The sequence below is a fragment of the Streptomyces huasconensis genome (assembly GCF_021028635.1).
GTDB lineage: Bacteria > Actinomycetota > Actinomycetes > Streptomycetales > Streptomycetaceae > Streptomyces > Streptomyces huasconensis.
This window is the reverse complement of record NZ_CP086119.1, coordinates 4,629,120-4,654,269: the sequence shown is the minus strand read 5'-3', so window position 1 is coordinate 4,654,269 and position 25,150 is coordinate 4,629,120. Positions and strand designations below refer to the sequence as shown.

26 protein-coding genes are annotated in these 25,150 nt (G+C 70.7%); 11 read left to right on the top strand and 15 right to left on the bottom strand.

Features of this window, described 5'->3' with window-relative positions; genetic code table 11:
• Window positions 1-47: 47 nt before the first annotated feature.
• Window positions 48-371, top strand: coding sequence for a PLDc N-terminal domain-containing protein (locus tag J2N69_RS21255; RefSeq protein ID WP_230902192.1), 324 nt, complete (start codon window positions 48-50; stop codon window positions 369-371).
• Window positions 372-451: 80 nt separating this feature from the next.
• Here J2N69_RS21255 and J2N69_RS21250 read toward each other — a convergent pair whose 3' ends face one another.
• From J2N69_RS21250 to hemL, 8 genes are all read right to left on the bottom strand, one after another.
• Window positions 452-958 carry an SRPBCC domain-containing protein gene (locus J2N69_RS21250; RefSeq protein WP_230902191.1) on the bottom strand — a complete coding sequence of 169 codons (507 nt, stop codon included), beginning with the start codon at window positions 956-958 and terminating at the stop codon, window positions 452-454.
• Window positions 959-1,016: 58 nt separating this feature from the next.
• The gene (gene ccsB / locus J2N69_RS21245) at window positions 1,017-2,108 is read right to left on the bottom strand and encodes a c-type cytochrome biogenesis protein CcsB (RefSeq protein ID WP_230902190.1); all 1,092 of its coding nucleotides are present in this window, start codon (window positions 2,106-2,108) and stop codon (window positions 1,017-1,019) included.
• Window positions 2,105-3,829 carry a cytochrome c biogenesis protein ResB gene (gene resB, locus J2N69_RS21240; protein ID WP_230902189.1) on the bottom strand — a complete coding sequence of 575 codons (1,725 nt, stop codon included), beginning with the start codon at window positions 3,827-3,829 and terminating at the stop codon, window positions 2,105-2,107. The genes ccsB and resB overlap by 4 nt, the downstream gene beginning before the upstream one ends.
• A 3-nt stretch (window positions 3,830-3,832) precedes the next feature.
• Window positions 3,833-4,600, bottom strand: coding sequence for a cytochrome c biogenesis CcdA family protein (locus tag J2N69_RS21235; RefSeq protein WP_230902188.1), 768 nt, complete (start codon window positions 4,598-4,600; stop codon window positions 3,833-3,835).
• Window positions 4,597-5,244 (bottom strand): TlpA family protein disulfide reductase, encoded by a 648-nt coding sequence (locus J2N69_RS21230; protein WP_230902187.1) that lies wholly within the window; start codon window positions 5,242-5,244, stop codon window positions 4,597-4,599. The genes J2N69_RS21235 and J2N69_RS21230 overlap by 4 nt, the downstream gene beginning before the upstream one ends.
• A 66-nt stretch (window positions 5,245-5,310) precedes the next feature.
• Window positions 5,311-6,540 carry a polysaccharide deacetylase family protein gene (locus J2N69_RS21225; protein ID WP_230902186.1) on the bottom strand — a complete coding sequence of 410 codons (1,230 nt, stop codon included), beginning with the start codon at window positions 6,538-6,540 and terminating at the stop codon, window positions 5,311-5,313.
• A 202-nt stretch (window positions 6,541-6,742) separates the two neighbouring features.
• Window positions 6,743-7,435: a histidine phosphatase family protein gene (locus tag J2N69_RS21220; protein WP_230902185.1), complete on the bottom strand. Its 693-nt coding sequence runs from the start codon at window positions 7,433-7,435 to the stop codon at window positions 6,743-6,745.
• The gene (gene hemL / locus J2N69_RS21215; protein ID WP_230902184.1) at window positions 7,432-8,757 is read right to left on the bottom strand and encodes a glutamate-1-semialdehyde 2,1-aminomutase; all 1,326 of its coding nucleotides are present in this window, start codon (window positions 8,755-8,757) and stop codon (window positions 7,432-7,434) included. The genes J2N69_RS21220 and hemL overlap by 4 nt, the downstream gene beginning before the upstream one ends.
• 338 nt (window positions 8,758-9,095) lie before the next feature.
• On the opposite strand from hemL, the gene J2N69_RS21210 reads away from it, so the two are divergent.
• Window positions 9,096-9,533, top strand: coding sequence for a hypothetical protein (locus tag J2N69_RS21210; RefSeq protein WP_030565229.1), 438 nt, complete (start codon window positions 9,096-9,098; stop codon window positions 9,531-9,533).
• Window positions 9,534-9,540: 7 nt separating this feature from the next.
• Here the strand turns inward: J2N69_RS21210 and J2N69_RS21205 are convergent, their stop codons facing one another.
• Both J2N69_RS21205 and J2N69_RS21200 read right to left on the bottom strand, forming a co-directional pair.
• Window positions 9,541-10,206 (bottom strand): CE1759 family FMN reductase, encoded by a 666-nt coding sequence (locus tag J2N69_RS21205; RefSeq protein ID WP_230902183.1) that lies wholly within the window; start codon window positions 10,204-10,206, stop codon window positions 9,541-9,543.
• A complete protein-coding gene (locus J2N69_RS21200; RefSeq protein ID WP_230902182.1) occupies window positions 10,203-11,303 on the bottom strand; it encodes an LLM class flavin-dependent oxidoreductase in 1,101 nt (366 codons plus the stop codon). Before J2N69_RS21200 ends, J2N69_RS21205 begins: the two co-directional genes overlap by 4 nt.
• Before the next feature lie 120 nt (window positions 11,304-11,423).
• Between J2N69_RS21200 and J2N69_RS21195 the strand changes: the two genes are divergently transcribed.
• Window positions 11,424-11,936, top strand: coding sequence for a GNAT family N-acetyltransferase (locus J2N69_RS21195; RefSeq protein WP_230902181.1), 513 nt, complete (start codon window positions 11,424-11,426; stop codon window positions 11,934-11,936).
• Window positions 11,937-12,146: 210 nt separating this feature from the next.
• Window positions 12,147-13,577 (top strand): MFS transporter, encoded by a 1,431-nt coding sequence (locus tag J2N69_RS21190; protein WP_230902180.1) that lies wholly within the window; start codon window positions 12,147-12,149, stop codon window positions 13,575-13,577.
• A 91-nt stretch (window positions 13,578-13,668) separates the two neighbouring features.
• Here the strand turns inward: J2N69_RS21190 and J2N69_RS21185 are convergent, their stop codons facing one another.
• Window positions 13,669-14,154, bottom strand: coding sequence for a MarR family winged helix-turn-helix transcriptional regulator (locus J2N69_RS21185; RefSeq protein WP_230902179.1), 486 nt, complete (start codon window positions 14,152-14,154; stop codon window positions 13,669-13,671).
• A 136-nt stretch (window positions 14,155-14,290) separates the two neighbouring features.
• Between J2N69_RS21185 and J2N69_RS21180 the strand changes: the two genes are divergently transcribed.
• The 3 genes from J2N69_RS21180 to J2N69_RS21170 all read left to right on the top strand — a co-directional run bounded on the left by J2N69_RS21180 (window position 14,291) and on the right by J2N69_RS21170 (window position 15,712).
• Window positions 14,291-14,626: a YnfA family protein gene (locus J2N69_RS21180; protein ID WP_230902178.1), complete on the top strand. Its 336-nt coding sequence runs from the start codon at window positions 14,291-14,293 to the stop codon at window positions 14,624-14,626.
• A gap of 106 nt (window positions 14,627-14,732) precedes the next feature.
• Entirely contained in the window at window positions 14,733-15,500 is a 768-nt protein-coding gene (locus J2N69_RS21175; RefSeq protein WP_230902177.1) for an SDR family NAD(P)-dependent oxidoreductase, read from the top strand.
• Window positions 15,497-15,712, top strand: a complete 216-nt coding sequence (locus J2N69_RS21170; protein ID WP_408056763.1) for a hypothetical protein — start codon at window positions 15,497-15,499, stop codon at window positions 15,710-15,712. The genes J2N69_RS21175 and J2N69_RS21170 overlap by 4 nt, the downstream gene beginning before the upstream one ends.
• Before the next feature lie 32 nt (window positions 15,713-15,744).
• Here J2N69_RS21170 and J2N69_RS21165 read toward each other — a convergent pair whose 3' ends face one another.
• Window positions 15,745-16,938, bottom strand: coding sequence for an RtcB family protein (locus J2N69_RS21165; RefSeq protein WP_230902176.1), 1,194 nt, complete (start codon window positions 16,936-16,938; stop codon window positions 15,745-15,747).
• Between the two features lie 164 nt (window positions 16,939-17,102).
• On the opposite strand from J2N69_RS21165, the gene J2N69_RS21160 reads away from it, so the two are divergent.
• The 3 genes from J2N69_RS21160 (at window position 17,103) to J2N69_RS21150 (ending at window position 20,598) form a co-directional block, all read left to right on the top strand.
• A complete protein-coding gene (locus tag J2N69_RS21160; protein WP_330166824.1) occupies window positions 17,103-17,954 on the top strand; it encodes a DUF3558 domain-containing protein in 852 nt (283 codons plus the stop codon).
• A 144-nt stretch (window positions 17,955-18,098) separates the two neighbouring features.
• On the top strand, window positions 18,099-19,049 hold the full coding sequence (locus tag J2N69_RS21155) for a DUF3558 domain-containing protein (RefSeq protein WP_230902175.1): 951 nt from the start codon (window positions 18,099-18,101) through the stop codon (window positions 19,047-19,049).
• Window positions 19,050-19,248: 199 nt separating this feature from the next.
• Window positions 19,249-20,598 carry a DUF2637 domain-containing protein gene (locus J2N69_RS21150; protein WP_230902174.1) on the top strand — a complete coding sequence of 450 codons (1,350 nt, stop codon included), beginning with the start codon at window positions 19,249-19,251 and terminating at the stop codon, window positions 20,596-20,598.
• Between the two features lie 18 nt (window positions 20,599-20,616).
• Here the strand turns inward: J2N69_RS21150 and J2N69_RS21145 are convergent, their stop codons facing one another.
• Window positions 20,617-22,416, bottom strand: a complete 1,800-nt coding sequence (locus tag J2N69_RS21145) for a trypsin-like serine peptidase (protein WP_230902173.1) — start codon at window positions 22,414-22,416, stop codon at window positions 20,617-20,619.
• A gap of 78 nt (window positions 22,417-22,494) precedes the next feature.
• Between J2N69_RS21145 and J2N69_RS21140 the strand changes: the two genes are divergently transcribed.
• Window positions 22,495-23,025, top strand: a complete 531-nt coding sequence (locus J2N69_RS21140) for a hypothetical protein (RefSeq protein ID WP_230902172.1) — start codon at window positions 22,495-22,497, stop codon at window positions 23,023-23,025.
• A gap of 12 nt (window positions 23,026-23,037) precedes the next feature.
• Here J2N69_RS21140 and J2N69_RS21135 read toward each other — a convergent pair whose 3' ends face one another.
• Both J2N69_RS21135 and lysS read right to left on the bottom strand, forming a co-directional pair.
• Window positions 23,038-23,244: a hypothetical protein gene (locus J2N69_RS21135; protein WP_230902171.1), complete on the bottom strand. Its 207-nt coding sequence runs from the start codon at window positions 23,242-23,244 to the stop codon at window positions 23,038-23,040.
• Window positions 23,245-23,378: 134 nt separating this feature from the next.
• On the bottom strand, window positions 23,379-25,139 hold the full coding sequence (gene lysS, locus J2N69_RS21130) for a lysine--tRNA ligase (RefSeq protein WP_230902170.1): 1,761 nt from the start codon (window positions 25,137-25,139) through the stop codon (window positions 23,379-23,381).
• Between the last annotated feature and the right edge of the window lie 11 nt (window positions 25,140-25,150).

Genomic DNA, 25,150 nt, shown 5'->3' with positions numbered 1-25,150 from the left:
GGGGCTCGCACGCCTCTCGCCGTCGCCTCTTGGGGGATCGCGCCACCATGCTCAGGTATCTGCCGTTCCTGCTGGTCCTGGCGGTGTGGATCTACGCCTTCATCGATGTCCTGAACACTCCGGAGAAGGACGTCAAGCACCTGCCCAAGGTGGTGTGGGTCATCATCGTGCTCCTCTTCGGCGAGGTGCTGCTCGGCCCGATCGCCTGGTTCGCCACCGGCAAGGTGCGCCGCGCGCCCGGGGCCTCCGGCGGCGGAGGCCGGGGCCGGACGCACTGGGTGGCGCCCGACGACAACCCGGAGTTCCTGAAGTCCCTCAGGGACGAGGACCCCGACGAGGGCCCCGACGACGACAGGCGGCGGAAGGCCTGACCACCGCCCCGGATGGGCACGATGGGAGGCGCCGGCTGAACGCGATCGCGGTGTGGGCCGGGGATGAGTGAGCCCCGGAGTCAGTCCGTGGCGGCGTAGGTCTCGCGCAACTGCCGCCAGCGGTCGAGGTTCCACGTCGACCAGTCCTTGGGGCGGCCGGCGAGCGCCTCCACCAGGAACTCGAAGTGCTGGTGCCACCCGGCGAGGCAGTCGAGCCGCAGCGCGTCGTCGCCGTCGAACTCGTTGGTGAAGCGCAGCGTGGTGCCCGAGTGTCCGGCCCCCGGTTCGAGGTGGAAGCGGCAGCGGCCGTGCAGGTCGATGGTGTACTCGGCGACGACGTCCGGGTCCCAGGCGGTGATGTGCCCGGAGTGCACGGCGTCCGGCTCGCCGTTGAGCCAGCGCAGCGTGACGGCTCCGCCGAGCCGGGGCTCGAACACGTCGGCGGCGGCCAACCACCCCGGCAGTCCCTCGGGGGTGGCGACCGCCGCCCAGACGTTGTCCACAGGGTGGGGAAGGCGCAGCTCGTAATGGAGGTGCTGGGTGGTGCCCTCGGTCCGGCTGGTGCCCTGCCCGATCGTCTCGGTCATGACACCAGCCTGGCGCGCGACGGGTCGTTCCGCACCCTTGGCGGCGCGTACGGCGGGGTCAGACCCCGGCGTACGAGTGCTTGCCGGTGACGAAGATGTTGACGCCGTAGTAGTTGAACAGCCAGCAGCCGAAGGCGATCAGCGCGAGGTAGGCGGCCTTGCGGCCCTTCCAGCCGGCCGTCGCGCGGGCGTGGAGGTAGCCGGCGTAGGCGACCCAGGTGATGAAGGACCAGACCTCCTTGGGGTCCCAGCCCCAGTAGCGGCCCCAGGCGTCGCCCGCCCAGATCGCGCCCGCGATGATCGTGAACGTCCACAGCGGGAAGATCGCGGCGTTCAGGCGGTACGAGAACTTGTCCAGAGAGGCGGCGGCGGGCAGCCGCTCCATCACGGACGTGGCGAACCTGCCGGGCTTCCCGCCGTTCTGGAGCTTCGTCTCGTAGCTGTCGCGGAAGAGGTAGAGCATCGTCGCGACGAAGCCGACGTAGAAGACCGCGCCGCAGAAGATCGCCGTGGAGACGTGGATCCACAGCCAGTACGAGTGCAGGGCCGGGACCAGCTGGTCGCTGGAGGTGTACAGGACGGTGACGGCGAGCCCGAGGTCGAGCAGGATCGTCGTCACCAGGGGCAGGCCGAGCCAGGCGATGTTCTTCTTCAGCGCCATCAGCACCAGGTACACGCCGACGGCGACGGTGGAGAAGGTGATGCTGAACTCGTACATGTTGCCCCACGGCGCCCGCTGCACCGACAGAGCGCGGGTGAGGACACCGCCGAACTCCAGCAGGAACGCCAGCACGGTGAGGGAGACCGCGATGCGGCCGTACAGGTCGCCCTTCTCGTCCCCGGCCGCCGCGCCGGGCCCGTCGGGCACGTCCCGGGCGCCGGTGACGGACCGCGTGACGACCTTCGGGCGCTCCAGGGTGGCGGTGCCGCCCTTGGCCCGGGCGGTCACGGCGGGCGCAGCGGCCTCGGCCGTGCCCGCGGTGAGCGCGGCGGCGGTGCGGGCGACCTTGCTGCGGCTGCCGAAGAGCCACTCCGCCATGTGCGCGAAGAAGGCCAGGAGGTAGACGGCCATCGCGGAGTAGATCAGCACATTGCTGATGTGCGCGAGGTCCTCGTTGGGTTCGGCGGCCAGGGTGGTGGCGAGATTCACTTCTCAGCCCCTTCGGCAGGTACGGCGTCGGGCTCGGAGTCGGACGCGGAGGCGGAGACGGCGTGGGCGTCCGGGTCGGGGTCGGGCGCACTCGGCGCCTTCTCGTGCAGGTGGGCGGCGAGGTCGGACAGTTCCTCGGGGAGCTTCGCGGACTCGCTGCGGCCGAGCCCTGCCATCTCCACGACCGTGACGCCGTCGGCGCCCCGGACCGCCCGCACCCACACGCGGCGGCGCTGGATGAACAGCGAGCCGGCGAGGCCCGCGATCGCGGCGAGAGCCCCGGCCAGCGCCCACACGGAGCCGGGCTCCTGCGAGATCTGGAAGGTCGCCCACTCCTTGAGGTCCTTCTCGAAGGTGATCGAACCCGCGCCGTTCGGCAGCTTCATGGTCTCACCGGGCAGCAGCCGCTTCTTGAACAGCTCGCCCTGGGAGTCCTTGAACTTCTTCATCTTCCGGGTGTCGAGCTGGTACACGTTCTGCGGGACACCGGAGTCGACGCCCAGGCTGCCGTGGTACGCGGAGAGCGCGAGCACCGGGAAGTCGGGGGCGGGGAACTGCGAGAACATCTGCCCCTTGCCCTCGCCCGCGAAGGTCGGCACGAAGAAGGCGTTGAAGCCCAGCTGCTCCTTCACGCCGCTCTTGTTCTTGTAGCCGTCCAGGACCTTGATGGCGCCGGTCGCGGTGCCGTTCTGGTCGATGGGCAGCAGCGGCACGGCGGCCTCGTAGATCACCTTGCCCCTGGGGTCGCGGACGGTGACCTTGGGGGCGTAGCCGTGGCCGATGAGGTAGACCTTCGAGCCGTCGACCTCCAGCGGCTTGTTGACCTCGATGGACTTCTTCTTCTCGGGGCCGTCGGCGCCCTCGGTGTAGGTGACGTCCGCCCGGTAGGTGCGGGGCGTGCCGCGGTTGGGGCCGCTCTTCTCGTACGTGCCCTTGAAGTCGTCGAGCGTGAAGTGGAACGGCGCCAGGTCGTCGGTGTCGAAGAGGCTGCCGGACTTGAAGTCGTCGTACTGGGAGAGCGTGTTGGAGAAGCCGTCGCCCTCCATGACCAGCTTGCCGCCCTCGGACTTGAGGAGCTGTCCGGCGGCGAAGGCGATCAGCATCACGATCAGCGCGATGTGGAAGATCAGGTTCCCGGCCTCGCGCAGATAGCCCTTCTCGGCGGCGACCGAACCGGCGGCGGTGTGCGCGCGGAAGCGGCGCCGCTTGAGCAGCGCGAGCGCGGCCTCGTGGACCTGCTCGGGCTCGGCGGCGGTGCGCCACGTCGTGTAGGCGGGCAGCCGCGTCAGCTTCCTGGGGGCGCCCGGCGGGCGGCCGCGCAGCTGGCCGACGAACTGCCAGGTGCGGGGCACGATGCAGCCGATGAGGGAGACGAACAGCAGGATGTAGATCGCGGAGAACCACACCGAGCTGTAGACGTCGAAGAGCTGGAGCTTGTCGTAGAGCGGCCCGAGCGTGGTGTGCCGGTCCATGAAGTCCTGGACCTTCAGCTCGTCCACATTGCTCTGCGGGATCAGCGAGCCCGGGATCGCGCCGAGCGAGAGCAGCAGGAGCAGGATCAGCGCGACCCGCATCGAGGTGAGCTGCCGCCAGAACCAGCGCAGCCAGCCGATGACGCCGAGGGAGGGGAGGTTCGGCGCGTCCTCCTGGGGGGCCGTCGAAAGCTGCTCGCCCGCGGCACCGAGGTCGTCTCGCTGCTCGGGGGCTTCGGTCTTGCTCATGGATCAGATCCCCACGGAGTAACTGCTTGTCCAGACCTGCATCTGCTGCACCATGCTGTCCCACACTCCGGTGACGAGCAGCAGGCCGGTCGCGATCATCATGATGCCGCCGATGCGCATCACCCACGCGTAGTGCCGCTTCACCCAGCCGAAGGCGCCGAGTGCCTTGCGGAAGGCGACGGCCGCGAGGATGAACGGGATGCCGAGCCCGAGGCTGTACGCGACGCCCAGGAGCGCGCCGCGCTGCGGGTTGCCGCTGTCGGCCGAGAGCGTTATGACGGAGGCGAGGGTCGGGCCGACGCACGGCGTCCAGCCGACGGCGAAGAGCGCGCCGACGATGGGGGCGCCGGCGAGTCCGACGGCCGGGCGCTTGTGGAAGCGGAACTCGCGCTGGGTGAGCCAGGGCATGAGTCCCATGAAGAAGAGCCCGAGCGCGATCATCACCACGCCGAGCACGGTGTTGATGGTGCTCTGGTGTGTCTTGAGCGTGTGTCCCACCGCCCCGAAGAAGACGGTGACGGAGACGAAGACCACGGTGAAGCCGGCCACGAAGAGCGAGGCGCCGGCCGCCATCCGGCCGCGCCGCGCCTCGCCGAGATCCTGGCCGCTGACGCCGGTGACGTACGACAGATAACCGGGGACGAGCGGCAGGACGCACGGCGAGAAGAAGGAGACGAGCCCGCCGAGCACGGCGATCGGGATCGCGAGCAGCAGCGCCCCGCTCATGACGGTCTGGTTCGTGCCGGTGACGGCCGCGAGGGTGAGCATCATTTCTCCGCCACCACGGGGTCGATCATCTTCCGCAGCCGCGCCTCATTGAGGGGCTGCTGGGTGCGGGCCGCGATCTTCCCGTCGCGGTCGACGACGAGAGTGGAGGGGATGGCGTTCGGGTTGAGCGAGCCCTGGGGGAAGCGCAGCATCAGCTTGCCCGTCGGGTCGTACACGCTCGGGTAGGGCACCTCGTGCGCCTTCTCGAAGGCGATCGCCGGGCCGCGCTGGGGGTCCCTGGTGTTGATGCCGACGAACTCGACGCCCTTGGCCTTCGTCTCCTTGGCGACCTTCACGAAGTTCGGCGCCTCGGCCCGGCACGGCGCGCACCAGGAGCCCCAGACGTTGATGACGAGGACCTTGCCCTTGTACGCCTTGGTGAGGTTCAGGTCCTTGCCGTCGAGGGTCTCGCCGTCCAGCTCGGGGAGCGGCTTGCGGTCCGCCTTCGCGGCGGTGGCGATGCCGTCGGTCCCGGCGACGAAGTTGGTGTTGCCGCCGCCGCCCGAGGTGCCGCCGGAGCCGCACGCCGCGAGCGTCAGCGCTCCGACCGCGGCCCCCGCGGCCAGCAGGGCGGCTCGGCCTCGACCGGCTCGGCGGCGGCTACGGCTGCGGTTCGTGCTGTGGGGGGCGCGGCAGGCGGCACTCATGTGAAAAGTTTCGCATGTCTGTTTCGGGGATCTTCCGCACCCCCCGCGGTTGCGGAAAGTCCCATTTCAGGCGGCCTTTCCGAGCCCCTTCCAACCGCCTGCGGGCGCCTGGCCGACCTCAAGGCCCTGGAGCTGCCCCAGGACCTTCGGGTCCTGCACGTCGAGCCAGTCGACGAACTGCCGGAAGGAGACGAGGCGTACGTCCTTCTTGCCGGCGATGTGCTTCAGGGCCTCTTCGACGGCGTCCATGTAGATGCCGCCGTTCCACTCCTCGAAGTGGTTGCCGATGAAGAACGGCGCGCGGTTGGTCTCATAGGCCCGCTTGAAGCCGGCTATGTAGGCGTCCGTGGCCTGCTTGCGCCAGCCCGGGTAGTTGTGGGGCGGAGCCTTCGTGGAGTTCTGCGACTGGTTGGCGAGGATGTTGTAGTCCATCGACAGGACCTCGAAGGAGTGGCCGGGGAAGGGGATTCCCTGGAGCGGCAGGTCCCAGACGCCCATCTTCTTCTGGGGCCAGCGCTGGCGGCCGCCGGGCGAGGAGGCGTCGTAGCGCCAGCCGAGCTTCTTGGCGGTCGGCAGCAGGTTGTCCTGGCCGAGCAGACAGGGCGTGCGGCCGCCGACGAGTTCCTTGTCGTAGTCGAAGGGCAGCGGCGGCAGATCGCTCCAGCCGGTGTTCGTACGCCACTTCTTCACGAAGGACTTGGCCTGGTCGATCTCGTCCTGCCATTGCGCGGACGTCCAGTTGGCGACCGAACCGGAACCCCCGCAGAAGTGCCCGTTGAAGTGGGTGCCGATTTCATGGCCCTCAAGCCATGCCTGGCGCACGTACTTCAGCGTGTCCTTGATGTGACCGTCGGTGAGATAACCGATGTCGGAGGCGCCGACCGGGTTGTTCGGCGGGCGGTACATGCGCTTCTTCGATTCCGGGAGCAGATAAAGCCCGGAGAGGAAGAACGTCATGTGCGCGTTGTGGTCCTCGGCGAGCTTCAGAAAGCGCGGGAAGAGTCCGTTGCCGACCTCGCCCGCGCCGTCCCAGGAGAAGATGACGAACTGCGGCGGCGTCTCGCCCGGCTCCAGCGGTACGGGCTTGCCGGGCTGGTGGGGCTGCTTGCCGGTGTAGGCGGTCGACCCGTCACCGATCGGCTTGGCCGGCGCCTTGCCGCCCGCCTGGCCCTCCTTGGCCTTCTCCGCGGGCCCCGAGGAATCCCCGTCGCCCCCGGAGCCGCATGCCGCCAGTCCGACAGCGGCCGCGGCACCTGCTCCCAGTCCGAGCATTCCCCTGCGGCTGATGTCGCGCATTCCACATCCCCATTCGTCGCGCCCTTGGGTCCGCCTCCTGCCCGTATCCGGTTTGCAAGAGGGACGACCTGTTAGAGGGCGCGACGAACAGCGTGGTTCCTGCGCATCGCGGTTATTTGCCGCGCTTTACCCAAAAGGGACGTACAGTCGCGACGCGATCACGTGACGTACATAAAGCGGAGCCCGCGGGCGGGAATTCGGGTCAGGCGCCGAAAGCCTTGCCCTTGCCCTTCGCCGGCTTGGCGCCGGCGAGGAGATGCGCCGGGACGAGATCCCGGGCGGGCTCCGAATACCCCACGGAGACGATGCGGTCGCCGCGGTAGGTGAACGTCGTCAGCGACGCCAGGGTGCACTGCCGCTTGCGCGGGTCGTGCCACAGCCGCCGCTTCTCCACGAAGCTGCGCACGATCCAGATCGGCAGCTGGTGGCTGACGCAGACCGCCTCGTGGCCGCGGGCCGCGTCCTTCGCCGCGTCCAGGGCGCCCATCATCCGCACGACCTGCTCGATGTACGGCTCGCCCCAGGACGGCTTGAAGGGGTTGACCAGGTGCCGCCAGTTCTCCGGGTTCTTCAGCGCGCCGTCGCCGACCCCGAAGGTCTTGCCCTGGAAGACGTTCTCCGCCTCGATGAGCCGGGCGTCCGTCGCCAGGTCCAGGCCGTGCACCTTGGCGATCGGCGCGGCCGTCTCCTGGGCGCGGTCGAGCGGCGAGGCGACGACGTGCGTGACGTCGCGCTGGGCGAGGTGCTCGGCGACGCGGTCGGCCATCCGCCGGCCCAGCTCCGAGAGGTGGTAGTCGGGCAGCCGCCCGTACAGGATGCCGTCGGGGTTGTGCACCTCGCCGTGGCGCATCACATGGACGACGGTCAGCTCGTCGTTTGCCGCCGTGCCGCTCATGCGGTCACCTCCGTGGCTTCCGCGGCCGCGCGCGCGGCACCCGGCAGGGCGGCGGCGATCCGCTCGATGGCCCGCTCGTCGTGGGCGGTGGACACGAACCAGGACTCGAAGGCGGAGGGCGGCAGGTAGACGCCCTGCGACAGCATCGAGTGGAAGAAGGCGGTGAAGCGGAAGGACTCCTGCGCCTTGGCGTCGTCGTAGTTCTTCACCTCGTCGGCGGTGAAGAAGACGGAGAACATGTTGGAGGCGTTCTGCACGGTGTGCGCGACGCCCTCCTTGGCCAGCGCCTCGCTCACCAGGCCCCGCAGCTGCTCCGAGACCGCGTCGACCTTGTCGTACGCCGCGTCGTCCAGAAGTCGCAGCTGCGCGAGGCCCGCGGCCGTGGCGACCGGGTTCCCGGAGAGGGTGCCCGCCTGGTAGACGGGGCCGGCCGGGGCGAGGTGCGCCATGACGTCGGCGCGCCCGCCGAAGGCCGCGGCGGGGAAGCCGCCGCCCATGACCTTGCCGAAGGTCATCAGGTCGGGGCGCACGCCGTCGACGCCGAACCAGCCCGCCTTCGACGTACGGAAGCCGGTCATCACCTCGTCGGAGATGTACAGCGCGCCGTTCTGGCGGCAGAGGTCGGCGAGCCCCTGGTTGAAGCCCTCACGGGGCGGTACGACGCCCATGTTGCCGGGCGAGGCCTCGGTGATGACGCAGGCGATCTGGCCCTCGTGCGCGGCGAAGGCGGTCCGCACGGCGTCCAGGTCGTTGTAGGGGACGACGATGGTGTCGCCGGCCTGCGCACCGGTGACACCCGGGGTGTCGGGCAGGCCGAGGGTCGCCACGCCCGAACCGGCGGCGGCCAGCAGGGCGTCGACGTGCCCGTGGTAGCAGCCGGCGAACTTGAGGACCTTGGCGCGGCCGGTGAAGCCGCGGGCCAGCCGGATGGCGGACATGGTGGCCTCGGTGCCGCTGGAGACGAGCCGCACCTGCTCCACGGGGGCGATGCGGGCCACGATCTCCTCGGCGAGGGCGACCTCGCCCTCGCCGGGCGTACCGAAGGAGGTGCCGCGGGCGACGGCCTCCTGGACGGCGGCGGTCACCTCGGGGTGGGCGTGCCCGAGGATCATCGGACCCCACGAACACACGAGGTCGACGTACTCGCGGCCGTCGGCGTCAGTCAGGTACGGACCGGTACCGGACACCATGAAACGGGGCGTACCACCCACAGCGCGGAACGCGCGCACGGGAGAGTTCACACCGCCGGGCGTCACGGCCGCCGCACGGTCGAAAAGAGTCTGCGAAACTGGGGCGCTATACGGGAAGCTCACACGAGCCATGGTGTCAGAGGGTCCGGACTTCCTGCGGACAGGTGTTTCACTCCACGTTTTAGCGGGTGACCGTGGGGGAGGTCACTGACACGATGATCGGGTTGCGTGGCGGGGGCCGCGAGGCCTAGAAAAGACAGGGCCGTGCCGCCCTGGAAAAGCAGTCGGGTGGAGATATGCATCGCGGTGGCGGACTGGGCGAGGGGACCGACGGCCTGGGCCCCCGGCGTGCCCGGCGGGGCAAGCACCGGCGCGAGGCGGCGGCGCAGCCCGCGCAGGGGACGCCCGACCAGGCACGGGCCGAGTCCGTCGAATCCCGGCAGGACCGGGTGAGCAGCAGGAGTGGCGGGGTGGGGGTGACGTACAAGTACTTCGGTGCCCCGGACGGTGCGACCGCCGCCCGCGTGCCCATCTCGATGCGGCCCGAGGAACTCGGCGGCGACGAACTGGGCATGGGCGGCATGTTCACGAAGATCAAGCCGGAGACGATGGCCGCGATGGTCCTGACCGGCATCGAGGGCATACCCCTGCACAAGGTGCCCCCGCTCGAACTGGTCGTCCTGCACCCCGACTACGCCGTGGTGAAACTCCCCATGACCGTCGTCGACCCGCTGCGGGGCGTCGGCGAGGAGTCGGTGGGCGCCGCGGCCTTCATCTGGTCCACGGTGCCCGACCGTGGCGGCCCGCGCGACGCCTTCAACGTCTACCAACTCCTGCACGAGTGGCAGGATTTCAGCCACCGCCTGCACGACGCGGGCCACCAGGCCTACTGCCTGGTGTGGCCCTGACGTCCCGTCACTCGACCCGCAGCGCGGCGAGCTTTTGCGCGAACGGTACGACGTCGAAGCCGCCGTCCGGGTCGACGGAGGTGATCGCGCCGATCAGTGAGCGGGGCGCGATCGCCGCGGCGGTGTCGGTGTCGGGTGTTCCCGCGGGTTCGGCGCCCTGCCCGCCGGGTGCCATGAAGCGGGCCAACTCCCGCCCGGCGCGGGCGATGCGGGCCGCGAGGCCGTCCTCGCCCCAGTCCTCCGCGGCCGCGTAGACAGCCGTCGGCACCACCAGCGCACGCAGATGGGCGAAGAGCGGACGCATCGCGTGCTCGGTGACCAGGGAGTGCCGCGCGGTCCCGCCGGTCGCGCCGATCAGCACCGGCTTCCCGGTCAGGGCGTCCTTGTCGATGAGGTCGAAGAAGGACTTGAACAGCCCGCTGTAGGAGCCCGCGAACACCGGCGTCACCGCGATCAGCCCGTCGGCCGCGGCCACCGCGTCGAGCGCGGCGGCCAGCCGGGTGGACGGGAAGCCGGTGACGAGGTGCTGGGCGATCTCCGTGGCCAGCTCCCGCACTTCGACGACCTCCGCCTCGGCGCGGGCATGCTCCAGAGTGGCGGCCGTGAGCCGGTCGGCGAGCAGCCGGGTGGCGGAGGGACTGCTCAGCCCCGCGGTAACGACGACGAGCTTCACGCCGACACCTCCTTCTGACCGTCCTTGCGGCCCTCGGCCACGCGGGTGGCGTGAGTGGGAGCGTCCGGCACGGTGGCGGGACGCCGCTTGGCGAACTCCTCCCGCAGCACCGGCACCACTTCCTCGCCCAGGATGTCCAGCTGCTCCAGCACCGTCTTCAGCGGCAGCCCGGCGTGGTCCATCAGGAACAGCTGGCGCTGGTAGTCACCGACGGTGTCCCGGAAGGACAGGGTGCGCTCGACGACCTGCTGCGGCGAGCCCACCGTCAGCGGCGTCTGCTCGGTGAACTCCTCCAGCGAAGGCCCGTGCCCGTACACCGGCGCGTTGTCGAAGTAGGGCCGGAACTCCCGCACCGCGTCCTGGGAGTTCTTGCGCATGAACACCTGCCCGCCCAGCCCCACGATGGCCTGCTCCGGGGTGCCGTGCCCGTAGTGGGCGTAGCGGCGGCGGTACAGCTCGACCATCTTCCGGGTGTGCTCGGCCGGCCAGAAGATGTTGTTGTGGAAGAAGCCGTCCCCGTAGTAGGCGGCCTGCTCGGCGATCTCCGGGGAGCGGATCGAGCCGTGCCACACGAACGGCGCGACGCCCTCCAGTGGACGCGGCGTGGCGGTGAAGGACTGCAGCGGCGTACGGAACTTGCCCTTCCACGTCACCACGTCCTCGTCCCACAGGCGGCGCAGCAGCGCGTAGTTCTCGACCGCCAGGTCGATGCCGTCGCGGATGTCCTTGCCGAACCACGGATACACCGGCCCGGTGTTGCCGCGCCCCAGCATCACGTCCACCCGGCCGTCCGCCAGGTGCTGGAGCATCGCGAAGTCCTCGGCGATCTTCACCGGATCGTTCGTGGTGATCAGCGTCGTGGACGTGGACAGCACCAGACGCTCGGTACGGGCCGCGATGTAGCCGAGCATCGTCGTCGGCGACGACGGCACGAACGGCGGGTTGTGGTGCTCACCCGTCGCGAAGACGTCGAGCCCCACCTCCTCCGCCTTCAGCGCGATCGCCACCATCGCCTTGATCCGCTCGTACTCACTCGGGGCACGCCCCGTCGTCGGGTCGACCGTCACGTCGCCGACACTGAAGATCCCGAACTGCATGACCGACTCCCAGGTTGTTTATGATTCAACTATACCTGTGAACGGAGCGGCCGGCGCACCTATTCCCCGTGGATTCCGCACCCCGCAGCGATTGTCGGACCCTCCCCTTACGGTGACCGGATGCAGCGACCACAGCAGCCGGACATCCACCTTCACCCCTGGACGGACGAGGAGGGCCCGGCACTCCTCGCGCTCCTGAACACGCCCGAGATGACGGAACACTTGGGCGGCCCCGAGACCCCCGAGCAGCTCGCGGACCGGCACCGCCGCTACCTGGGCCTGGCCGACAGGGGCCGGATGTTCCGCATCACGCTGGACGGCGAGACGGCGGGCTCGATCGGGTACTGGGAGACGACCTGGCAGGGCGAGACGGTCTGGGAGACCGGCTGGGGCGTCCTGCCCGCGTTCCAGGGCCGCGGCGTCGCGGCGGGCGCGGCGCGGCTGATCATCGCCGAGGCGAGGGCGGCGGGCCGCCACGGAGCGCTCCACGCGTTCCCGGCGACGGGCCACGGAGCGTCCAACGCGGTGTGCCGCAAGGCGGGCTTCACCCTGCGGGGCGAGGCCCTGATCGAATACCCCAAGGGCAACTGGCACCCGTGCGGTGACTGGCGTTATGCCTTGACCGGGGGGTAGGGGGCCGCGGGGGCACAGCGCACCCGGCGGCCCCGCCCCGCAGACGAACCCAAGGCGACACCCACCCCACGCCGCCCCACAGACGACCTCAAGGCGACACCCACCCCACCCCCGCCCCAGGAACCGTCTTGACACCACCTCGCCCCCTCCCGCACATTTACCTGCGCCACACAATCTCTGCGTCACGCAGTAACACCAAAGGACTCCCCTGTGCTCCCGGCAACCGACCCAAAGACCACGACACCCCCACCACCCCTCCCCGCCCGTAAACGCTGGGCCGTCCTCGCCGTCGTCCTGGCCGCCGACATCCTCGACCTGGTCGACGCCACCATCACCAACATCGCCGCTCCCACCATCACCGCCGACCTCCACGGCGGCCCCGCCCTCGTGCAGTGGCTCGGCACCTCCTACGCCCTGGCCCTCGGCGTCCTGCTCGTCCTCGGCGGCCGCCTCGGCGACAAGTACGGCAGGCGCCGCCTCTTCCTCCTCGGCCTCGCCGGCTTCACCCTCGCCTCGCTCCTCTGCGGCCTCGCCCCCACCCCCACCACCCTCGTCGCCGGCCGCCTGGCCCAGGGCGCGTTCGGCGCCCTGGTCATCCCGCAGGGCTTCGGCATCCTCGGCGCCACCTGGCCCCGCGAACACATCGGCAAGGCCTTCAGCCTCTTCGGCCCGGCGATGGGCCTCTCCGCGGTCGGCGGCCCGATCCTCGCCGGGCTCCTCATCGACGCCGACCTCGGCGGCCTCGGCTGGCGCCCCATGTTCCTGATCAACCTCGTCCTCGGCGGCGCCGCACTCCTCGCCGCCGCCCGCCTCCTCCCGAAGGACAGCGGCGACCCCACCACCTCCATCGACGCCCGCGGCTCCGCCCTGCTCGCCGCGACCATGCTCGGCCTGCTCTCCGGCCTCATCGACGGTTCCGCGAACGGTTGGACGACCAGGCCCGTCCTCCTGACCGCCGCCGGACTCGCGGCCTTCGCCCTCTTCTGCCACCGCCAGCGCACCGCCCCGAGCCCGCTCATCCAGCCCTCCCTGCTGCGCAACCGCGGCTTCACCTCGGGCCTGATCCTCGGCATCGTCTTCTTCGCCGCCGTCTCCGGCCTGCTCTACGTCATCTCGCTCTTCCTGCAACAGGGCCTCGGCCGCTCGCCCTCCGGCACCGCGCTCGGCCTGCTCCCCGTGACCGCCGGCATCGTGATCGCGTCGATCGCCTGCTACGGCCTCATCGGCAGGTACGGCCGCACGCTCGTCCTCGCGGGTCTGCTGATCACGCTCGCGGGCACCGGCGGCCTGCTGGCCGTGACGGCGGTCTCGGGGACAGGGACGAGCGGTTGGGCCCTGCCGGCGCCGCTGTTCGTCATCGGCCTCGGCATGGGCACCTGCTTCGGCACCGTGTACGACGTCACCATCGGTGACATCGCGCAGGAGGAGGCGGGCAGCGCGAGCGGCTCACTCAGCGCGGTGCAGCAACTGGCCAACGCGACCGGCACGGCGGTGGTCACCACGGTGTTCTTCAAGACGGCGCACGCCGGGCAGGCCCACGCCATGACGGTGAGCCTCACCGCGGTCGCGGTGGTGACACTCCTGTGCTGCCCCCTCGTACGCCTGCTTCCCCGCAAGGCACGACCGTCGGAACACCACTGAACGCGAGGGGCGCCGAGGGGGGACAACCCAGCAACACTGAACACGGGAGGGGGACAACCCAGCAACAGCGCCCCCAAGCTCTCCGCCCCGCTCAGCCGCCCAACTCCCCGCTCCGCAACCGTTCCACCTGCGCCGCACTGAACTCCACGGTGCGGCGCATGTGGGCGAGGAGCGACGCCAGTTCGTCGTCATCGCACCCTTCGAACAGCGCGAACCAGCCGCCGCTGAGCTTCCCCCACATCCGCCCGAACTCCGCGACCTTCTCGGGCACGGTGGCGACGAGCACCCGCCGCCGATCCGCGGCGTCCCGCTCCCGCACGACGTAGCCCGCGCGCTCCAGACGGTCGACGAGCCGCGTCGCGGAGCCGGTGGTCAGCCCGGTCAGTTCGGCGACACGGCCGGTGGTGACCGGCTCGCGCTCCAGGCTGAGCAGATTCAGGCACTGGACGTCGGTGGGATGCAGCTTCAGATGATCGGCGACGGCCTGGTTGAAGAGGGCGTACGAGGCCATGTAACGCCGCGACTCGACGGCCAGCTCCCCCAGCAACAGCCCACGCCGTCCACCACCCTGAGCCATGACGAACCACTCCTCCGAGAACGGGACGACCCCGCCGAGACAGCTGCGCGAAACAGCAATCGTACGACGCACACATCACGCACCCCGCCCTCCACATCACACCACCACGCCACACCGCCGTGCCACCCTGTCGTCCATGCTCATCGCCCGCTCCGCCGCCCTGTTCCTCCTCGCCGCGCTCTTCGAGATCGGCGGCGCCTGGCTCGTCTGGCAGGGCGTGCGCGAGCACCGCGGCTGGGCCTGGATCGGCGCGGGCGTCATCGCCCTCGGCGCCTACGGCTTCGTGGCCACGCTCCAGCCCGACGCCGAGTTCGGCCGCATCCTCGCCGCGTACGGCGGGGTCTTCGTCGCGGGCTCGATCGCCTGGGGCATGGCCGCGGACGGCTACCGCCCGGACCGCTGGGACGTGACCGGCGCCCTCATCTGCCTCGTGGGGATGGCCGTGATCATGTATGCGCCCCGGACCCGCTGAACGACCCACATATCCTGACCACGCACCACGCACCACGCACCACGCACCACGGACAACCGCCACCCAGAGCCATCCGGCCCCCACCCCGAACCCCGAGGAGCGCCCCATGACCGTCGCCGCCGCCCAGCGCATCGCCATCGTCACCGGCGCCAGCAGCGGCATCGGCGCCGCCACCGCGCGCGGTCTGGCCGCCGCCGGCTACCGCGTCGTCCTCACCGCGCGCCGCAAGGACCGCATCGAGGCGCTCGCCGCGGAGCTGACCGAGGCGGGGCACGACGCGATGGCGTACGCGCTCGACGTCACCGACCGCGCGGCGGTCGACACCTTCGCGACGGCGTTCAAGAAGATCGCGGTCCTGGTGAACAACGCGGGCGGCGCGCTCGGCGCGGACCCCGTCGCCACCAGCGACCCGGCCGACTGGCGCCAGATGTACGAGACGAACGTCCTCGGCACGCTCAACGTCACCCAGGCCCTGCTCCCCGCGCTCACCGCGAGCGGCGACGGCACGGTGGTCGTCCTCTCCTCGACCGCCGGGCACGGCACGTACGAGGGAGGCGGCGGCTACGTCGCCGCCAAGCACGCCGAGCACGTCCTCGCCGAGACCCTGCGCCTGGAGATCGTCGGCACCCCGGTCCGCGTCATCGAGATCGCGCCCGGCATGGTCAAGACCGACGAGTTCGCGCTGACCCGCTTCGGCGGCGACTCCGAGAAGGCCGCGAAGGTCTACGCGGGCGTGGCGGAGCCGCTGACGGCCGAGGACGTGGCGGACACGATCACCTGGGCGGTCACCCGCCCGCCCCACGTCAACGTCGACCTCCTGGTGGTCCGCCCGCGCGCCCAGGCCTCCAACACCAAGGTCCACCGGGAGTCATGACGATGCCCCTCCCCGGTGACGACCCCGGCAGGCCGGCCTACTCCGCGGACTCCCCCGACCCGCTCGAACGCCTCACCCACGAGCACGAGACCCGTCGCCTCGCCGAGGAGAAGAAGAACGAGCGGATGGTGTGGTGGTACCTCGCGTACTTCCTCTTCGGCATCCACCTGGTCGCCTTCGTCATGATCTTCGCCGTCGAGCACGCGAAGTAGACGCGGCGCGCCCACACCCGGAACGCGCCGCCTCAGCCCTTCACACAGACGACCTGCTTGAGCTTCGCCACCACCTGGACGAGGTCCCGCTGCTGGTCCATGACCTGCTCGATCGGCTTGTACGCCGCCGGGATCTCGTCCACCACACCGGAATCCTTGCGGCACTCGACGCCCTGCGTCTGCTCCGCCAGGTCCTGCGCCGAGAAGCGCCGCTTCGCCGCGTTCCGGCTCATGCGGCGGCCGGCGCCGTGCGAGGCGGAGTTGAAGGACGCGTCGTTGCCGAGGCCCTTGACGATGTACGAGCCCGTGCCCATCGAGCCCGGGATGATCCCGAAGTCACCGCTGCCCGCACGGATCGCGCCCTTCCGGGTGACCAGCAGGTCCATCCCGTCGTACCGCTCCTCGCTGACGTAGTTGTGGTGGCAGGAGATCTCCTGCTCGAACGTCGGCTTCGCCTTCTTGAACTCCTTGCGGATCACGTCCTTGAAGAGCGCCATCATGATCGCGCGGTTGTACTTCGCGTACTCCTGCGCCCAGTACAGGTCGTTCCGATACGCGGCCATCTGCGGGGTGTCCGCGACGAAGACGGCCAGGTCGCGGTCGACGAGCCCCTGGTTGTGCGGAAGGCCCTGGGCCACGCCGATGTGGTGGTCGGCCAGTTCCTTGCCGATGTTCCGGGAGCCGGAGTGCAGCATCAGCCACACCGAACCCGCCTCGTCGAGACAGAATTCGACGAAGTGGTTGCCCGAGCCAAGCGTCCCCATCTGCTTGACGGCCCGCTCCTCCCGGAACTTCACCGCCTCGGCGACCCCGTCGAACCGCGCCCAGAACTCGTCCCACCCCGCCGTCGCCATCCCATGGAAGCGCCCCGGCTCGACGGGGTCGTCATGCATGCCCCGCCCCACCGGGATCACCGCCTCGATCCGCGACCGCAGACGCGACAGATCGCCCGGGAGGTCGTTGGCCGTCAGGGAGGTCTTCACCGCCGACATGCCGCAGCCGATGTCGACGCCGACCGCCGCCGGGCAGACCGCGCCCTGCATGGCGATCACGGAGCCGACCGTCGCGCCCTTGCCGAAGTGGACGTCCGGCATGACCGCCAGACCCTTGATCCACGGCAGCGTCGCCACGTTCTGCAGCTGTCGCATCGCGACGTCCTCGACCGACGCCGGGTCGGCCCACATCCGTATCGGCACCTGCGCGCCGGGAACCTCTACGTACGACATATCGTCCTCATTCCCCCGTAACCCACTACAAGTCTAGAAGCGCAAATACCGGAGCCAAGGTCAACGAAAAGGGCATCGGACCGGCATCCACGGTGGCGTGTGCGATACACATTGTGTCCATCGGCCGCCCGCCGACGGCAACCGAATAACCCCACGTACCCCCCATGAGAGGAGCCATCACGGTGCAGCGGAAGGTCTACGCACCCGGTGTCGCCGCGCTCCTCGCGGCGCTGCTCGTCGGCTGCTCCTCGGGCTCCGACGGCGGCGCCGGGTCCGAGGACTCCAAGCCGGGGGACGCCGGCAGCGCGGCCGCCCCCGCCGAGCCCGGCAAGTACCGCACGCTCCCGGAGCCCTGCGGCGAAGTCGAACCCGGCACCCTCGACGCGATGCTGCCCGGCCTCAAGGAGATGGAGGACGGCGAGCAGCGGGAGAAGGCGTACGAGGGGACGCCCACGGTCACGTACGACACGGACCGGCGCGTGGGCTGCCGCTGGAAGGTCGAGTCGTCCGGCGCCTCCCACCACCTCCTCGTCGACTTCGAGCGGGTCGTCTCCTACGACGGCACGGTCAGCGACGACGACCGCGCCGCCGAGGTCTACGCCAAGAAGCTGCGGGCGGCCGACCTCCCGGTGCCCGCCGCCTCCGACAGCGAGTCCCCGGCCTCGGACGCGGACGCCGAGGAGGGCGACAAGGCCCAGGGCGGCAAGAAGGACCGGAGCGACCACGGCGACGACGACGCCACCTCCACGACCGCGCCCGCCACCCCGCCGGCCGGCCTGGAGCCCCGCTCCCTCGACGACCTCGGCGACGAGGCGTTCTTGAACGACGCCCTCACCACCACCGGCTCGGCGACCCGACACCGCACCGTGACTGTGGTGTTCCGCACGTCGAACGTCATCGTGACCATCGAGTACGACGAGCAGCCCGGCCGCCGCACGGACGTGCCCGACAGCAAGGAAATGCAGGACAAGGCGGTGGACCTGGCCGACGGGCTCGCCGGGGAGTTCGACGATTAACCGCCGCGCGAAGGCCGCGCGGGCCGTGGTCCCGCCTCCCTGAAGCGGAGCCACCCGCCGCCCCATACGCGTACCGTGGCCCCTCGGACCCGACGACGTCACGAGACGAACCGGACGTCACGAGACGAACTGAGTGAAGGAACCATGCACCGACCTGCACAGCGACAGCGCCAGCGTCTGAGCCGCATCCTCGTCAGCGCGGCCGCCGTACCGGTGATCCTCGTCGCCTCCGGCTGCTCCTCCGACTCCGGCTCCGGCTCCGACGGGGCCAAGAAGGAGGCGGGCGCCAAGGCGTCGGCCCCGAAGAAGGCGGGGGAGGAGACGCCGGCCGTGGAGAAGGCCGCGTACGGCAAGCTTCCCGAGCCCTGCGACGTCCTGTCGAAGAAGACGCTCCAGGAGCTGGTGCCGGAGGCCAAGGACAAGGGCAAGGCCGGTACGTCCACGGACACGGCGCTGCGCGGCAGCTGCTCGTGGGACAGCCTCGACAACAACGGCGTGGACGGTTCCCAGTTCCGCTGGCTGCGCGTCTCGCTGATGCGCTTCGACTCGGACGCCTCGCTCGGCAGCGGCGCGAAGCGGGCGCAGGACAACTTCGCCAAGCAGGTCGCGGACGCCCAGGCGACCAAGGACGCGAAGGGCGTCAAGGCGGAGCCGGTGCAGGGCGTCGGCGAGCAGGCGACGCTCGTGCGGTACGACCTGAAGAAGGACAAGGACACCTTCAAGCAGCAGACGTTCGTGACGCGCGTGGAGAACGCGGTCATCACCGTCGACTACAACGGCGCGGGCCTCGCGGGCGACAAGACCCCCGACGCCGGTGAGCTGTCGAAGGACGCGCAGAAGGCGGCGAAGGAGGCCGCGGCCGCGGTCGTCTCCGCCAACGAGGGCGGCGGCAAGCCGTCCTCCGGCTCCAGCGAGAAGCCGAAGTCCGACGACTCGAAGAAGGACGGCGAGTCGAAGAAGGACGAGGACTCCAAGAAGGACGACGACTCCAAGAAGTCCGACGGTTCGAAGCAGGGCGCGGACGCCGAGAAGGCCGACGACACCACGAAGTCGGATGACTCCAAGACCGGCAAGACCAGCCACAGCAAGTCCTGAGGCGAAGCCGGGGCCGGAACGCGCCCGCCCCGCACACCCGGCCGCGGGGCTCAACTCCCCCGGCCGCCACGCCGCTTGACGGAGCCCGGTCCCCCTGGGGCCGGGCTCCGGGCGTACCGGCGCGCGCCCCGTCCGTACACGTGTGCCAGGCTATCGCTCGCAAGAAGCCGATCCAGGCTGAACAGGGAGGGGTTCGCGGGTGGCCGCGATGCAGCTGACACGCACGCACCGGATACTCATCGGGGTGGTCGTCGCCGGTGCGGTCGTCATCGCCGGGATCGGCTTCGCGGGGTCGTACGCGGCCGTGCGCGAACTCGCCGAGCAGAAGGGCTTCGGCGGCTTCTCGGTGGTCTTCCCGATCGGCATCGACGCGGGCATCTGCGTCCTGCTGGCCCTCGACCTCCTGCTGACCTGGATACGCATCCCCTTCCCGCTGCTGCGGCAGACCGCGTGGCTGCTGACGGCCGCGACGATCGCCTTCAACGGCGCGGCGGCCTGGCCCGACCCGCTCGGCACCGGCATGCACGCGGTGATCCCGGTGCTCTTCGTCGTCGCGGTCGAGGCGGCGCGGCACGCGATCGGGCGGATCGCGGACATCACCGCCGACAAGCACATGGAGGGCGTACGGCTCACCCGGTGGCTGCTGTCGCCGGTGCCGACGTTCCTGCTGTGGCGCCGGATGAAGCTGTGGGAGCTGCGCTCCTACGACCAGGTGATCAAGCTCGAACAGGAGCGCCTCGTCTACCAGGCCCGGCTGCGCTCCCGCTTCGGCCGTGCCTGGCGCCGCAAGGCCCCCGTCGAGTCCCTGATGCCGCTGCGCCTCGCCCGCTACGGCGTTCCGCTGGCGGAGACCGCCCCCGCGGGCCTCGCCGCCGCCGGCATCGAACCCGCCCTGCTGCCCCCCGTCCCGGCCGCCGCGCAGACCACGTCCTCCCAGCAGCCGGAGCTGCCGGCCCCGCGCCGGTCGGAGGCGGAACCGGCAACCGAACCAGAACCGGAACCGGCTGCGGCCCCGGAGCCCCGGCCGGAACCCCAGCCGGAGGTCCTGCCGCACGAGAGTCCGTGGTTCGCGAAGCACCCCGCTTCGTACGCCCCCGAGGAGCCGTACGACCAGTGGTACGAGGAGCAGGCCCCGTACGACAACGGACCACACGACAACGAGCAGTACGGCAACGGGCAGCAGTATGGCGATGAGCAGCAGTACGGCGATGAGCAGCAGTACGGCGATGAGGCTCACGACGCCCACGACGCTCCCGCCGCTCACGAGCAGCCCGTGCCCGAGGCCGACGCCGCGCCCGAGGCCGAGCCCGACATCCCCGGGCTCCCCGACGACATCTCCCGCATGGAGGCCTACTTCACGGCGTTCCGCAAGTACGTCAGCGAGATCGGGGACTACCCCAACGCCCGGCAGTTCAGCCTGTACCTGATGGACCTGTACGGCGTGACGGGCCAGGCGGGCGGGCCGCTCACGGAGAGCACCCTCCGCCCGTACCTGCGCGACTTCCGCTCCCGCTACCAGCAGGATCTGGACGCGGAACGCATCGCGTGATCCCGGCCCGTCGGCGCGTCAGGAGACCTTCGGCGGTACGAGGGTGACCTCGCGGCCGAGCTTCGTCGTCGTGTCGGCGTAGAGGCTGACCTCGCCGTCGCTCCAGCGCACGATGAGGTCGTCGGACCGGCCGCCCGCGGTGTAGTTGCCGGCCGTCATCGCCTTGGCGTGGGTCCACAGGGCGCCGGGCGCGCCCATGCGTGTCCTCGTGCCGGAACCGGCCGGGCTCACGTCCTTGTGGACGGTGCGTTCGCCGTCGCTCCAGCGGACCACGAGGTCCCACAGGCCGGTGCCGGTGAAGTCGCCGCCGGTGAGCAGGGTGGTCCGCTTCCACGTGGCGTTGGGCTTGTGGAGCGTGGTCTTCTTCTTGAAGCCGCGGGCGTCCACGTCGCTGTACAGGATGACCTCGCCGTCGGTCCGGCGCACGAGGACGTCGTCGGTCCTGTCGCCGCCTCCGCCGAAGCGGCCCGCGGTGATCTGGGCGGCCTTCTTCCAGATGGACCCGGCGGCGGCGAGCCTGGTCTCCTTGCCGAGCCCCGAGGCGGACACGTCCTGGTAGAGGGTGACCTCGCCGTCGGACCAGCGCACCATGAGGTCGGAGAGGTTCCCGCCGGCGAAGTCGCCGCCGGTGACGGCCACGGCGTGCTTCCACGTGGCGTTGGGCTTCTGGAGGCGGCGCTCGCGGGTGAAGCCGCCCTTGCCGTTGCCCGGGTGGAGGGTTACCTCGCCGTCGGCCCAGACCACGAGGAGGTCGGACGTGCCGTCCCCGGTGTAGTCGCCGGTGGCCAGCTGCTTGGCGTGCTGCCAGGTCTCGCCGGTGCCGAGGGCGGTCGGCAGCGGGGGCCGCTCGACGACGGCGGCGTTGCGCACGGCGTCGTCGTAGAGCTTGAACACCTCGTCGTCGTAGAAGGGCGCGTAGGAGACGGAGTCGGTGGCTCCGCCGCCTCCCGCGCCGCCGAGGTTGCCGACGACCTTGCCCGTCTTGGTCCGCTCGTCGAAGTCCATCAGCCACGGGCTGCCCGAGGTGCCGCCGTAGAAGCCGCCGCACTCCATGCGCAGCTGCTTGTAGCCGGAGAGGCGGGTGGTCTTCGTGCGGCACTTGATCGCCTGGTCCTTCGGCGCGTGCCTGGCCGACGGGTAGCCGATGACGGTGACCTGCACCTGGTAACCCGGCGTGCGGGTCAGGGTGTTGGCGCCGGTGATCTCCTCGACCTGGCGGCCGCGCTGGTCGGGCTTGACGGTCGCGAAGGCGAAGTCGAGGTCCGAGCCGGGGCCGTAGTCGGTGCGCCGCGGGTCCTTGAAGACGCGGTCGACCGCCCAGATGCCGTTGGGCTGCTGCGCCGGGGTCCTGCCGGTGCGGTACTGGGGCACGAAGGCGTACTTGTCGCCGTTGCCGCAGTGCGCGGCGGTGAGGATGAGGTTGCCCTTGGGGCTGTGGACCACGCTGGCCGTGCAGTTGTGCGTGGACATGTCCTTGCCGACGAAGTAGAGGACGCCGATGGTCTTGGAACCCTCGCGATCCGTCTGGGCCCTCGCCGCCGCCGCGGACGTCACCGGCCCGCGCCGGGCCACGTCCACCCGAGCCGGAGCCGGCGCCTGCGCCTTCCCCCGCCCCGTCACCGGCGTCGCCGATTCCATGCGGTCGGCGGTCCAGAACCGCTCCGCCGCCGCGACTCCCCACCCCGCGTCGCTCTTCAGCGGAACCGTCCTGCTGTCTTCGGCGGGTGTCACCGCGCCGGCGGCCGTGGTGGCCGAAACGGCGAGGAAACCGCCGCCCGCCCCCATGGCCACGGCCCGGGCCCATCGTGAAATACGCACAACTGCCTTCCCGCTGGGCGCCCGAGGTCGAGCAGGCGTCCAGACTCCCCCTGCATAAGATCCGGATAAGATCACCTTATGCCACACAAAACCGCCGCGACGGTCGGAGCGGTCGCCCTCGCCCTTTCCCTGGCAGGCATGACGAGCGCCGCCGCGCAGGCGGGCCCAGAGGGCGGACTCACCGTCGCTCCCGGCTCGGTGCGGCCCGGTGAACGCGTCACGCTGTCCGTGCTGAATCCGGAGCTGATGGACCAGATGGACGACGCCCACCGCGTCACCGTCCGTTCCGACGCGTTCGCGGGGCCGGTGAAACTGGCCCCTTCGGGAAAGGTCTCCTGGAAGGGCCGGGCCCTGATCCGCTGCGACGCGAAGCCCGGCGACCACGCCCTGCGTTTCGCCGAGCCGGTCCCGCCCGACGAGGCGCGGACCAACGGCACGGTGCGGGTCGAGGCGGGCGGCGCGGCCCCCGGCGCCGACTGTGCCGCCCAGGCCGGCCCCGAGTCCCGGCCCGACGGCTGGACGCCGGTGACGCTCACCATCGCCGGCGGTTCGCTCGCCGTACTGGCCGCGCTGGTCTTCTTCGCCGTACGCCGCCACCGCCACCCGTAGGCGGCCGGGCGCTCAGGTGGCCGACGCCCGCTTCTTGCCCAGCTCTCCGTAGACGGCGAGCACGGCACCGACGGCGAAGAGGGCCACGTACAAGGGAGTGGGCACGTCCCACCACTTGTGCAGCAGCCCCCAGGGGCCGTCCCCGAAGAGGCGGCCCGCGGCACCGAGGCCGCCCTGGATTCCGACGACCCATCCGACGATGGCGATGATTTCCTTCATGCGTCCATGATCACGGGGGCGACGGGCCCGCGCGTCCTGCCCCGGGCCGAACTCCCGGTAGTCCAAAGGATGCAGAGACACGGTCGGGCGGGCGGGAGACCACGGTCCCCGCCCGCCCGGCCGGCCTGCGGACATTACGCCCCGAGCAGCTTGCGCACCCGGTCCGCGCCCACGGCCAGCAGCAGCGTGGGCAGGCGCGGCCCGGTCTCCCGGGTCACGAGCAGCCGGTAGAGCAGCGCGAAGAACGTCCGCTGCGCCACCTTGATCTCCGGCGGCAGCTCCTTGGCCGTCGCGTCCGCCGAGAACCCGGCCCGCACCTTCGGCACGCCGTACACGAGGTGGGTGAGGCCGTCCAGGGACCAGTGCGAGTCGAGGCCCTCCAGGAGCAGCCGCAGCGACTCGCGGCTCTCCTCGTCCAGCGACGACAGCAGCTCGGTGTCGGGCTCGGCGCGCACGATGGTGCGGGCCTCGGCCGGGACCTGGGTGGTGATCCAGTTCTCGGCGCGGTCCAGGCGCGGGCGCACCTCGTCGAGCGAGGCCAGCGGCACCGACGGGTCGAGGTCGCTGAGGATGCGCAGCGTCTGGTCCTCGGCACCGGCGGTGATGTCCGCGACGGACGCCAGCGTGCGGTACGGCATCGGGCGCGGGGTGCGCGGCAGCTCACCGGCGGCGGTGCGCACCGCGCGGGAGTGCGCGGCGGCGTCGGCGGGCAGCGCGGAGCCGTCGGCGACCTTGGCCTCCAGCTTGTCCCACTCGTCGTAGAGCCGCTGGATCTCCTGGTCGAAGGCGATCTTGAAGGACTGGTTGGGCTTGCGGCGCGCGTACAGCCAGCGGAGCAGCGGCGCTTCCATGATCTTCAGGGCGTCGGCCGGGGTGGGCACGCCGCCCTTCGAGGACGACATCTTCGCCATCCCCGAGATCCCCACGAAGGCGTACATCGGACCGATCGGCTGCACGCCGTCGAAGATCTGCCGCACGATCTGCCCGCCGACGACGAACGACGAGCCGGGCGAGGAGTGGTCCACGCCGCTCGGCTCGAAGATGACGCCCTCGTACGCCCAGCGCATGGGCCAATCGACCTTCCAGACCAGCTTGCCGCGGTTGAACTCGCTCAGCTTCACGGTCTCGCCGAAGCCGCACGCCGTGCAGGTGTACACCAGCTCGGTGGAGTCGTCGTCGTACGAGACGACGGTCGTCAGGTCCTTCTCGCACTGCCCGCAGTAGGGCTTGTACGGGTAGTACCCGCCGCTGCCGCCGCTGCCGTCGTCCTCGGAGGCGGCGCCGGAGCCCTCGGCGGCCTCCAGCTCGGCCTCGTCGACCGGCTTCTGCTGCTTGGCGCCGCCCTTGGCCGCCTTGGCGGGGTCCTTCTTCGTGCGGTACTGGTCGAGGATGGCGTCGATGTCGCCGCGGTGCTTCATCGCGTGCAGGATCTGCGCGCGGTAGGCGCCCGAGGTGTACTGCTCGGTCTGGCTGATGCCGTCGTACTCCACGCCCAGCTCGGCCAGGGCCTCGGCCATGGCGGCCTTGAAGTGCTCGGCCCAGTTCGGGTACGCCGACCCGGCCGGGGCGGGCACCGAGGTGAGCGGCTTGCCGATGTGCTCGGCCCAGGACTCGTCGACGCCGGGGACGCCGGCCGGGACCTTGCGGTAGCGGTCGTAGTCGTCCCAGGAGATCAGGTGGCGGACCTCGTGCCCGCGGCGGCGGATCTCGTCGGCGACGAGGTGCGGGGTCATGACCTCGCGGAGGTTGCCGAGGTGGATCGGGCCGGACGGGGAGAGACCCGAGGCGACCGTGACGGGTTTGCCCGGGGCACGACGCTCCGACTCGGCGATGACCTCGTCCGCGTAGCGGGAGACCCAGTCGGTGGTATCGGTGCTCTGAGCCACGATCGGCACGCCTTTCTGCT

What these genes read in the sequence shown, in the direction of transcription:
- J2N69_RS21255 (WP_230902192.1), top strand. Translation starts at nt 48, where the DNA reads ATGCTCAGGTATCTGCCGTTCCTGCTGGTCCTGGCGGTGTGGATCTAC.
- J2N69_RS21250 (WP_230902191.1), bottom strand. Translation starts at nt 958, where the DNA reads ATGACCGAGACGATCGGGCAGGGCACCAGCCGGACCGAGGGCACCACC.
- resB (WP_230902189.1), bottom strand. Translation starts at nt 3,829, where the DNA reads ATGAGCAAGACCGAAGCCCCCGAGCAGCGAGACGACCTCGGTGCCGCG.
- J2N69_RS21235 (WP_230902188.1), bottom strand. Translation starts at nt 4,600, where the DNA reads ATGATGCTCACCCTCGCGGCCGTCACCGGCACGAACCAGACCGTCATG.
- J2N69_RS21230 (WP_230902187.1), bottom strand. Translation starts at nt 5,244, where the DNA reads ATGAGTGCCGCCTGCCGCGCCCCCCACAGCACGAACCGCAGCCGTAGC.
- J2N69_RS21225 (WP_230902186.1), bottom strand. Translation starts at nt 6,540, where the DNA reads ATGCGCGACATCAGCCGCAGGGGAATGCTCGGACTGGGAGCAGGTGCC.
- J2N69_RS21220 (WP_230902185.1), bottom strand. Translation starts at nt 7,435, where the DNA reads ATGAGCGGCACGGCGGCAAACGACGAGCTGACCGTCGTCCATGTGATG.
- hemL (WP_230902184.1), bottom strand. Translation starts at nt 8,757, where the DNA reads ATGGCTCGTGTGAGCTTCCCGTATAGCGCCCCAGTTTCGCAGACTCTT.
- J2N69_RS21200 (WP_230902182.1), bottom strand. Translation starts at nt 11,303, where the DNA reads ATGCAGTTCGGGATCTTCAGTGTCGGCGACGTGACGGTCGACCCGACG.
- J2N69_RS21195 (WP_230902181.1), top strand. Translation starts at nt 11,424, where the DNA reads ATGCAGCGACCACAGCAGCCGGACATCCACCTTCACCCCTGGACGGAC.
- J2N69_RS21185 (WP_230902179.1), bottom strand. Translation starts at nt 14,154, where the DNA reads ATGGCTCAGGGTGGTGGACGGCGTGGGCTGTTGCTGGGGGAGCTGGCC.
- J2N69_RS21180 (WP_230902178.1), top strand. Translation starts at nt 14,291, where the DNA reads ATGCTCATCGCCCGCTCCGCCGCCCTGTTCCTCCTCGCCGCGCTCTTC.
- J2N69_RS21175 (WP_230902177.1), top strand. Translation starts at nt 14,733, where the DNA reads ATGACCGTCGCCGCCGCCCAGCGCATCGCCATCGTCACCGGCGCCAGC.
- J2N69_RS21170 (WP_408056763.1), top strand. Translation starts at nt 15,497, where the DNA reads ATGACGATGCCCCTCCCCGGTGACGACCCCGGCAGGCCGGCCTACTCC.
- J2N69_RS21165 (WP_230902176.1), bottom strand. Translation starts at nt 16,938, where the DNA reads ATGTCGTACGTAGAGGTTCCCGGCGCGCAGGTGCCGATACGGATGTGG.
- J2N69_RS21160 (WP_330166824.1), top strand. Translation starts at nt 17,103, where the DNA reads ATGAGAGGAGCCATCACGGTGCAGCGGAAGGTCTACGCACCCGGTGTC.
- J2N69_RS21155 (WP_230902175.1), top strand. Translation starts at nt 18,099, where the DNA reads ATGCACCGACCTGCACAGCGACAGCGCCAGCGTCTGAGCCGCATCCTC.
- J2N69_RS21140 (WP_230902172.1), top strand. Translation starts at nt 22,495, where the DNA reads ATGCCACACAAAACCGCCGCGACGGTCGGAGCGGTCGCCCTCGCCCTT.
- J2N69_RS21135 (WP_230902171.1), bottom strand. Translation starts at nt 23,244, where the DNA reads ATGAAGGAAATCATCGCCATCGTCGGATGGGTCGTCGGAATCCAGGGC.